The organism is Lysinibacillus sp. LK3 (assembly GCF_001043675.1).
Classification (GTDB): Bacteria; Bacillota; Bacilli; order Bacillales_A; family Planococcaceae; genus Lysinibacillus; species Lysinibacillus capsici.
In genome coordinates, this window is the sequence record NZ_LDUJ01000029.1 from 71,753 (window position 1) to 80,158 (window position 8,406).

Here is an 8,406-nt window from a genome sequence, read left to right on the forward strand (position 1 = left end):
TAGCTAAAAAAAATAATTAATGCACATTCTTTTTTCCTCCTTGGACAAACTTTAGAATGAAAAGTTCGTAAACCATATATAAGGTTTTAAAGCTTTTCAAATAATCGATGAAGGATGGTTATGTCAAATATGGATACAAATCGTAACAAATCAAATGGTACGAAAAGTGCAAATAAAACAAATCAACAGCGTCAGACACTTCATCGTGAGGAGTTTGGTGCTGAATTTGAGCTTGATTCAGCTTCAGCACAAATCAATAACTTTGCTGAAACACAAGGAAAAACAGATATCAAGCAACCAGTCAGTGAGAGGACTGCATGGCACTAATTTATATTTGACAACTATTCATGACATTGAGAGGAGGACTAAGGCATGTGCCTTAGTTCTTTGAGTATAGCCTGGGAAATATTGTGTTTATTTTCTTCCATACATATTATCAGAGCATTTCATAATACTACATCTAGAACAATGAAAACATTTTTAAGAAGGGAAGATATATACATTGGCTAAGCACTCCGATACAAGTTGGAAGCAGGATCATCCTAGCACATTGTTTAGTAACTCTGTGCAAAAGGCGGATCGTCTATTAAAGCATGCAAAATCACATCCAGAGGAAATAGCAATAGAACATGCATTTAATCAGATTAAGCATGCTGAAAATGCACGTTTCAATGCAGAACAATATGGTGAGCATTTGGATACGGTTCAGCAAAATAAAGAATATCTAGAGCAGATTAAACAACAATTACATGAAATGAAAAATGATACTGAATAAAAAATAACAATAAACAACGGCTTAAATTCACGTAGTGAGGTTTAAGCCGTTGTTTAAATGTGATTAAATTAACACCAAACAATGATTTCATAGGGAGTGGTTTGAGCAGGAATACTCCTAGTGGTAGGACCATAAACAACAATGAGGTTTCGATTGGCAGGACTATTGGTAAAAGGCTGCCCATTTTTAAGTGAAATAATCGTAGTAGGAGAAAGGTTTAATTGTAATTGTCCATCACTACTCAGTAATTGTTGATTAAAGAAATCTACCTTTACATTATGATAATTGCTTTCTTTTACAATAATTAAAGCACGGTATTGTGGCGGGTAAATCATCGGTACAGGTGCATCTCCATCATAATATCCTGTTACCCATTCACCAGTTGTGACAATTTCACGATTAACAAAATAGGTGGAGGGAGAAATAATAAAATTGACGACCCCACCAGCACCATCTTCTAAGGTCATTATTTTATAACAACCGTTCTTATCTCCGTTTTGCCCAACAGAAAAATCACTGATTTGAGTGATAACACCTCGAAAAGATTTAAAATTGACCATACCCATTCCCTTCTTACATATTTCTCATTTTTAGCGTATCATTTTAATTTATGTAGCATTGTAAAATTAGGTGACAGACGATAAATAGGATGCTATTTGATAGCAATCAACTTATACTAAACATGCTTACTATTAGGTCAGAGGAGTGGCATCTATTGAATTGGATTTCTAAAAATAAGAAAATCTTTCTATTATTAATTTTCGTTGTTATTGTTGTCGCTGGTATACTGGATATTAAATATGAGGGATTATTCTTTCAGCTATTACCTACATCAATACAAACATTTTTATCTAATTTATTTTGAAATGTGGAGAACCGTACCTAAAAGAGTGCGGTTTTTTCATTACCAGAATTTTTGCCACAACATGCAACCAATTGTTTGGATTATCTACTTTATAAGTAAGAGTACATAAAAGGAGAAAATGCAAATGGACGATGAAAAAATAGTTGCTTTATACATACAACGCTCACAGCAGGCTATTTTGGAAACAAGGAAAAAATATGGAGCATATTGTAGAGTAATAGCAAGAAGAATCTTGGCAAATTTGAGGGATGTTGAAGAATGTGAGAATGATGCCTACCTAGCTGCGTGGAACACAATCCCTCCACAGATACCAAGAAAACTATCTATTTTTTTAGGGAGAATCATACGTAATATTGCACTTGATAAGCATAGCTATAATACAGCCAAAAAGAGAAACAATGAGTTTGAGGTCATTCTCACAGAGCTGGAAGAATGTCTAGCTTCTTCTCATACGGTAGAAACATCCTATGAAGCGGGTGAACTTGCTCAATACATTAGCCAATTTTTATATACCTTAGATGAACAATCTAGAAATATATTTATTCAACGATATTGGTACTCCTATTCTATAAAAGATATTTCCTTACACTTTCAAATGAGTAGTAGTAAAGTTAAGTCCAACTTATTTAGGACACGTAATAAACTAAGATTTAATTTGGAAAGCGAGGGATTATATATATGAAAAAAGAGGAGTTATATCGTGAAATTGGATTTATAGAGGAAGAATTAATTGAAGCCGCCAACTATGAAGTAAAGAAGAAAAGTTTTTCTAAAAAATGGCTCGCAGTGGTAATAAGTATGATGATCGTAAGCTCAGTTTCTACTGCCACAATAGCAGCAGCTTACTATAAACATCAAAATAATGAGCTTTATATTCGTTATTTATCAGCAGAGGATATGGAACTAATGCCAGCTACAAAATATGATGCAGATAAATTTCTAAAAGCTCTAGATAGTGACAAAGAGGAGTATATCTATATTGCAATAAATAGACTAGTAGAGAGCTATAATGATGAAAAGTTGAGAAATAAGGCGTTAAAGGCTATTCAGCCATTTATACAAAGTGATAACAAAAAAATTGCAAATTCGGCTATTTTTGCTGTCGATATTTTATCGGGAAGCTTTAAAAGTCAGCAGGTATATAAATTAGCAGATGGGAGCGTCTTCTTTACTTTATTCAATAATTATTCAGATTACGGAAGCCAGAATGTTCTTTGGCGTATAAAAGATGATGTGCTAGAGGCATATTCTAGCTTCTCCAGTCCATCAATGTATATTAAAGAGATAATTCCTTCACCTGATCAGAAATTAATTGCTATTGTCACGAACTCTAATAAAAGTGAATTTGTTGAAGTCATCAATGTGGAAGAGCGAATGGTAAGCCCGGAGTTAGTAGAATCTTCAAGGGTTAAATATGGTGCTGAGCAAGGGTTAGATACTTGGATTCGAACAGATCATGAAAACTATAGCTATGTGGATCATCTTAGATGGAAGGGAGATGCTACAATAGAATTTGAAGCTAGTCTCTCCTATGATGATACGGCGATTATTAAAAACGTGGTAGTCACTTATGAAGTTAGCCAAAAGAAATTAACTGTTAAAGAAATTAAATAAGAAGCAGATAAAAACAGAAAACGTATTTAAAGGTTTTCTGTTTTTTCAATAGTATCGTAGAAATAAATCAATTAAAAAGGGAGTGAATGATATCAATGGCAAAATGGAAAATAGCCTTAGAAACGTTCCTGAAAGAATGGCAAGATAAAGAGGAAGTTGTAGGAGCGCTCATATGTGGGAGCTATATTACTGGAAATCCCTCTAAGCGCTCTGATATCGATGTTCATATTATTTTGGCGGATAATGTGGGGTGGAGGGAAAGAGGGAATCGTGTTATTGATGGTTTTTTAATTGAATACTTTGCGAATCCACCAAGTCAAATTCGTGGGTATTTCCAAGATGATTTTAAAAAAAGAAGAACCATGTCGATGGTCCAATTTAAAACAGGTAGAATTTTATTTGATTATACTGGAATAATAAAAGACTTGAAATTTGAGGCAGAGGAATGGCTCGAAGAAAAATATAACACAATGAATAAAACGGTCTTAGAAATAAAAAAATATGAACTATGGGATGCACTAGATAATTTAAAGGATTGTTATGAGCAGGATAGAATGGACTTTTCCTTTACCTACCATAACTCATTAGCCAATTTATTTTTGGTGTACTGTCAGTTTTTAAATCTAGAAACGATACCCTTTTATCAAATCTATGCCTATCTTGAAGATCCAATTTACCTGCAAAAATATAGTAAGTCAGCATTTCCAGATGAGGACTTTAGAGAAATTTTTATGAGAGCAATGCATGAGGACAATGCTGAAAAGATGATGGCGTCATATGAAGCAGTAGTAGAGTATGTGTTCATACAAATGGGTGGTTTTCATATAGATGGCTGGCATATAAAAAGCCCAATCGAAAGTTAATCTGTGGGAAATTGAAAGTTAGTTCAGATACAAGACGAGCTCCATATTTATATGTTATTATACAGATATAATAATAAAAAGAACCTATTTTTTATGAAAATGTCAACCATTTTTAGGCCGATTATTCCAATAAGCTTAAATAATTCAATTTTTACCTAGAACAAAAAGTGATTTTTTTGCTTGAATTATGATTGGAAAGGCTCGAAAAAAGCTGATAACTCTCATATAAATAGTTGATATTTTATTATTGAACTAATTGTGATAAACTGCAATAAGGTAATAATTGATACAGAAATGGTGTGCTCCGAGGTTGCTCCATGGCTACAGTACTTCTAAAGTGGGAGTGCTTACATCCTTTCTGCAAATCTTAACATATAAGGAAGGTAAAAATGAGTAACAGACAAATTAAATCAGATGTTATCTTAATTGGTGCCGGAATCATGAGTGCAACTTTGGGAACATTACTCAAAGAATTAGCACCAGATTGGAAAATTACAGTGTTTGAAAAGCTTGAAAAAGCAGGCGAGGAAAGTTCTCACGAATTAAACAATGCGGGAACTGGACATGCTGCATTATGTGAGCTGAACTACACATCAGAGAAAAAAGACGGATCAATCGATATCAAAAAAGCGATTAATGTTAATGAACAGTTCCATGTTTCAAGACAGTTTTGGTCGTATCTTGTAAACAATAAGCTGATCAATAATCCACAAGACTTCATTATGCCTTTACCACATATGAGTTTAGTACAAGGGAAAGAAAATGTTGAGTTTCTAAAGAAACGTCATGAAACGATGACAAAAAATCCTTTATTTGAAGGAATGGAATTTTCTAATGACCCTGAAACACTAAAAAAATGGATTCCACTTATTATGGAAAATCGTCCTGCTGGTGAAGACATTGCTGCAACGAAAATTGACACTGGTACAGATGTTAACTTTGGTGCTTTAACACGTATGTTAATTGATCACTTAAAAGCAAAAGATGTAGATGTTAACTATAATCATAGTGTTGAAAGTTTAAAACAAGCTAGTGATGGTACATGGGAAGTACGTGTGCACGATTTAGATGGCTGTAAAATGGAATATCATTCAGCAAAATTTGTCTTCCTTGGAGCTGGTGGAGGAAGCTTAGAATTACTACAAAAATCAGGTATTCCTGAAGGGAAACATATTGGTGGATTCCCAATTAGCGGTCTATTCTTAGCATGTAATAATCCAGAAATAGCTGAACAACATCATGCAAAAGTATACGGAAAAGCAAAAGTTGGTGCTCCACCAATGTCGGTTCCGCATCTTGACACACGTTATATTGATAACAAGAAATCATTACTATTTGGACCATTCGCAGGTTTCTCTCCTAAGTTCTTAAAAACAGGTTCAAATATGGATTTATTTGCTTCTGTAAAACCGCATAATATCACAACTTTATTAGCTGCGGGCGTGAAAGAGATGGGCTTAACAAAGTATTTAATCCAACAGCTTATGCTTTCAAAAGAACAACGTATGGAAGAGTTACGTGAGTTCATTCCAAATGCAAAAAGTGATGATTGGGATATTATCGTAGCTGGACAACGTGTACAAGTTATTAAAGATACAGAAGCTGGCGGTAAAGGAACACTTCAATTCGGTACAGAAGTTGTAAGTGCTTCTGATGGCTCGATTGCAGCTTTACTAGGAGCTTCACCAGGTGCATCTACGGCTGTACATGTTATGCTTGAAGTTCTTAATAAATGTTTCCCTCAACATATCAAGGAGTGGGAACCAAAAATTAAAGAAATGATTCCATCTTATGGTCTATCATTAGCAGAAAACCCTGAGCTTCTAAAAGAAATAAATGCAACAACAGATAAAGCACTTGGCTTAAAATAAGTCATGGTAAGCGTTTAAGAAAGAGCTCTCAATCTATTCTGATTGAGAGCTCTTTTTAATTTGAATAAATTCTTTCCTGGGAAATTTTAAATCCAATTGCCTTCTTTTTAATAAAAGAACCATCAAATTTGCTATAAATCTTGCCCTGTATTTTATGACACTATAGCTCTATGTCCCATTGTGATATAGATGGTAGTTTTCTATACTTTGTATATACAATAAGAAGGGAGCCAATCTATAGATGATTAAACTACAAGATATTGGAACATTTTCAGAACTACCAGAGCTTGCAATGTATATCTATACTGGCGATATTACAGCTTTGCGAGTTGCGAGGGATAAAGGCTGGAATATTGAAGAAGAGATATGTTTAAGTCAGCATACATCATTAAGCCCATTGGATTTAGCGTTGATTGCACAAAGATTGGATGTAGTAAAATTATTAGTTGGATATGGGGTTAATTTAAATGTGGAAAAAAATCCTTCTTTTTTAAGAGCTGTTCGATATTGTAAAGAAAATATAGTACGTTACCTTGTTGAACAAGGAGCAAAATTAGATGGCTATAACCAAGTGGGATCTGGAGCCTATTCTCAGGCCTACTATGGCAATAAAAGAAATATCCCTCTTATTCATGAACTTGGGCTTGATATAAAGCAGCATGGAGGTCCTGTATTGCGTCAGGCTGTGTCGAATTTTGATAAAAAAACAGTCACTTATTTACTTGATCAAGGAGTAGATATTAATTATCAAAAGCCTGATATGGTCTATCCCTATGAAGCAACACCATTAACAGTTGCAACAAGAATGGGAAATATAGCTATGGTGAACTATTTGATTGAACGAGGTGCAAACGTCACTTTAGCGGAGAAAGATGGTGAGAGAGCTTATACAATTGCTGTACGTATGAAAAATATGGAACTAGCAAATTACTTAAAGGCTTTAGAACCAATAGAACTCCATACTATTGAAAACAAAAAAGAGACATTGAAAAAATACAAGTTACCAGATGAATTGATTAATTTTCTGACAGGAGATCGACTACATCTTGAGCTTGCACCAAATGATTATGAAATTCACTTTATCGATTTTTTCAAACTAACTGATACAATTGAGATGAAACTAGGTCATAGAGAGCTCCTCCTTCTTTCCGCAAATATCGACAATTACTCTGATTTGCAAATAGTCTGGAACCCAAAAGGAGAAGGCCATATAGGGTGCTATGATGTGGAGCATGAGGAGTATGCTAATTTATGTAGTTTTAAAGAATTTATTGGTAGACCTGAAATATACCTTATCCGTTTTCTTGAAGGAGAACTATAGCAATGTTTTAAGCTACTGATAAAAATGTGAATCAACTGATTAAATGAGCCTCCCTGCTATTCAACTTAAAAGTCGATGAGAGTAAGCATATTCTTTCTAAGAAATATGCTTACTTTTTATTGCTCTATATTCGAAGAGTTGACAAACAAAAAACAATAGAACGTTTAATATATATGGCACAAAAGAACAACAGTAGGGCTATTAACAGGGCGAAGGGGATGCTGAACATAACAGGAAGTTCTACGCCATACCAAAGGCCCATTTTAATTTGATCCACTCCGAATGTTCGTAAAAAACCAGCGAGTATGGATAAGCCAGCGCTTAAAAGTAATCCAACATAAAGTACAGATAATACCACTAAAGCTAATGAGCAAAAAAAAGTCTTTAGCATTTTTAGAAGTATCATTCTTTTTCCCTCCGTATAATGTGGTGCACCTTTGAACTCGAAGCTATCGAATAATCATCCGTATAGTAAAGTGTCCCAATCACACTATTTTCCCCAACATGGACGACTTCCCCTTCCACAAACTCTGCATTCGTATTAGATAATTGTAGGTGTTTTCCACTTATTGTGTGACAGCGTAATATTTTTTTAAATAACGGAAGAAGGGTTATCCTATCCTTTTCTATTACCACATTTTCAGCCCTTAACCTGTCAATTCCGCTTTCTCCCGATAACTTCAAATGAAAGTGATGAGCGATTATTTCCGCAGCCTTGACTATTCCAATGGCATCAAATTGCTCGCTCTGTAATTTCTCTTCAACCATTAGCTTTCCAGAACTATTGATTTTTTGGATAAAACCATTACGTATTTTAATATTCCCAGCATTTGTAAGTTCTCCGATTTGGCAATAATCCTTTAACTTACACGAGCCAGTACTATTAAATATCTGCGCTGTAACTGGATAATAGAAGGAGCTATGACCATGAGTGGACACTTTTATTAAGTGTACTTCTTGTTGTAACGATACAGCGCCTCGAATGTTTAATTGTTCATAATCAGCATCCAAATGTTTAACGGTGCCATTCGTTTGTGTAAGGGTACGGAGTTTTTGAAACATAAAGTCACCTCATTATAATTTAATTAATATATATT

At 34.3% G+C, this 8,406-nt stretch carries 10 protein-coding genes; 8 read left to right on the top strand and 2 right to left on the bottom strand.

The window, feature by feature from the left end:
- Positions 1-120: 120 nt before the first annotated feature.
- Positions 121-327, top strand: coding sequence for a hypothetical protein (locus VK91_RS19680; protein WP_048395291.1), 207 nt, complete (start codon positions 121-123; stop codon positions 325-327).
- A gap of 175 nt (positions 328-502) precedes the next feature.
- The gene (locus tag VK91_RS19685; protein WP_004233441.1) at positions 503-775 is read left to right on the top strand and encodes a hypothetical protein; all 273 of its coding nucleotides are present in this window, start codon (positions 503-505) and stop codon (positions 773-775) included.
- Between the two features lie 68 nt (positions 776-843).
- On the opposite strand, the gene VK91_RS19690 is transcribed toward VK91_RS19685, so the two are convergent.
- Complete coding sequence (locus tag VK91_RS19690) at positions 844-1,335, bottom strand: hypothetical protein (RefSeq protein ID WP_048395293.1); 492 nt, start codon at positions 1,333-1,335, stop codon at positions 844-846.
- Positions 1,336-1,490: 155 nt separating this feature from the next.
- Here VK91_RS19690 and VK91_RS19695 point away from each other — a divergent pair, with 155 nt between their 5' ends.
- The 6 genes from VK91_RS19695 (at position 1,491) to VK91_RS19720 (ending at position 7,309) form a co-directional block, all read left to right on the top strand.
- A complete protein-coding gene (locus VK91_RS19695) occupies positions 1,491-1,640 on the top strand; it encodes a hypothetical protein (protein WP_231595739.1) in 150 nt (49 codons plus the stop codon).
- 124 nt (positions 1,641-1,764) lie between these two features.
- Positions 1,765-2,322 (top strand): RNA polymerase sigma factor, encoded by a 558-nt coding sequence (locus VK91_RS19700; protein WP_048395295.1) that lies wholly within the window; start codon positions 1,765-1,767, stop codon positions 2,320-2,322.
- Positions 2,319-3,254, top strand: coding sequence for a hypothetical protein (locus VK91_RS19705; RefSeq protein ID WP_048395297.1), 936 nt, complete (start codon positions 2,319-2,321; stop codon positions 3,252-3,254). Before VK91_RS19700 ends, VK91_RS19705 begins: the two co-directional genes overlap by 4 nt.
- Before the next feature lie 95 nt (positions 3,255-3,349).
- A complete protein-coding gene (locus VK91_RS19710) occupies positions 3,350-4,117 on the top strand; it encodes a nucleotidyltransferase domain-containing protein (RefSeq protein ID WP_048395299.1) in 768 nt (255 codons plus the stop codon).
- A 389-nt stretch (positions 4,118-4,506) separates the two neighbouring features.
- Positions 4,507-5,988, top strand: coding sequence for a malate:quinone oxidoreductase (locus VK91_RS19715; protein WP_004233452.1), 1,482 nt, complete (start codon positions 4,507-4,509; stop codon positions 5,986-5,988).
- A gap of 241 nt (positions 5,989-6,229) precedes the next feature.
- Positions 6,230-7,309, top strand: a complete 1,080-nt coding sequence (locus tag VK91_RS19720) for an ankyrin repeat domain-containing protein (RefSeq protein WP_048395301.1) — start codon at positions 6,230-6,232, stop codon at positions 7,307-7,309.
- 402 nt (positions 7,310-7,711) lie between these two features.
- On the opposite strand, the gene VK91_RS19730 is transcribed toward VK91_RS19720, so the two are convergent.
- The gene (locus VK91_RS19730) at positions 7,712-8,371 is read right to left on the bottom strand and encodes a hypothetical protein (protein ID WP_048395305.1); all 660 of its coding nucleotides are present in this window, start codon (positions 8,369-8,371) and stop codon (positions 7,712-7,714) included.
- Positions 8,372-8,406: the final 35 nt, after the last annotated feature.

Excerpts from the sequence above, each read along its gene's own strand:
- VK91_RS19680 (WP_048395291.1), top strand. The coding sequence starts at position 121 with ATGTCAAATATGGATACAAATCGTAACAAATCAAATGGTACGAAAAGT.
- VK91_RS19710 (WP_048395299.1), top strand. The coding sequence starts at position 3,350 with ATGGCAAAATGGAAAATAGCCTTAGAAACGTTCCTGAAAGAATGGCAA.
- VK91_RS19700 (WP_048395295.1), top strand. The coding sequence starts at position 1,765 with ATGGACGATGAAAAAATAGTTGCTTTATACATACAACGCTCACAGCAG.
- VK91_RS19720 (WP_048395301.1), top strand. The coding sequence starts at position 6,230 with ATGATTAAACTACAAGATATTGGAACATTTTCAGAACTACCAGAGCTT.
- VK91_RS19715 (WP_004233452.1), top strand. The coding sequence starts at position 4,507 with ATGAGTAACAGACAAATTAAATCAGATGTTATCTTAATTGGTGCCGGA.
- VK91_RS19690 (WP_048395293.1), bottom strand. The coding sequence starts at position 1,335 with ATGGTCAATTTTAAATCTTTTCGAGGTGTTATCACTCAAATCAGTGAT.
- VK91_RS19705 (WP_048395297.1), top strand. The coding sequence starts at position 2,319 with ATGAAAAAAGAGGAGTTATATCGTGAAATTGGATTTATAGAGGAAGAA.
- VK91_RS19730 (WP_048395305.1), bottom strand. The coding sequence starts at position 8,371 with ATGTTTCAAAAACTCCGTACCCTTACACAAACGAATGGCACCGTTAAA.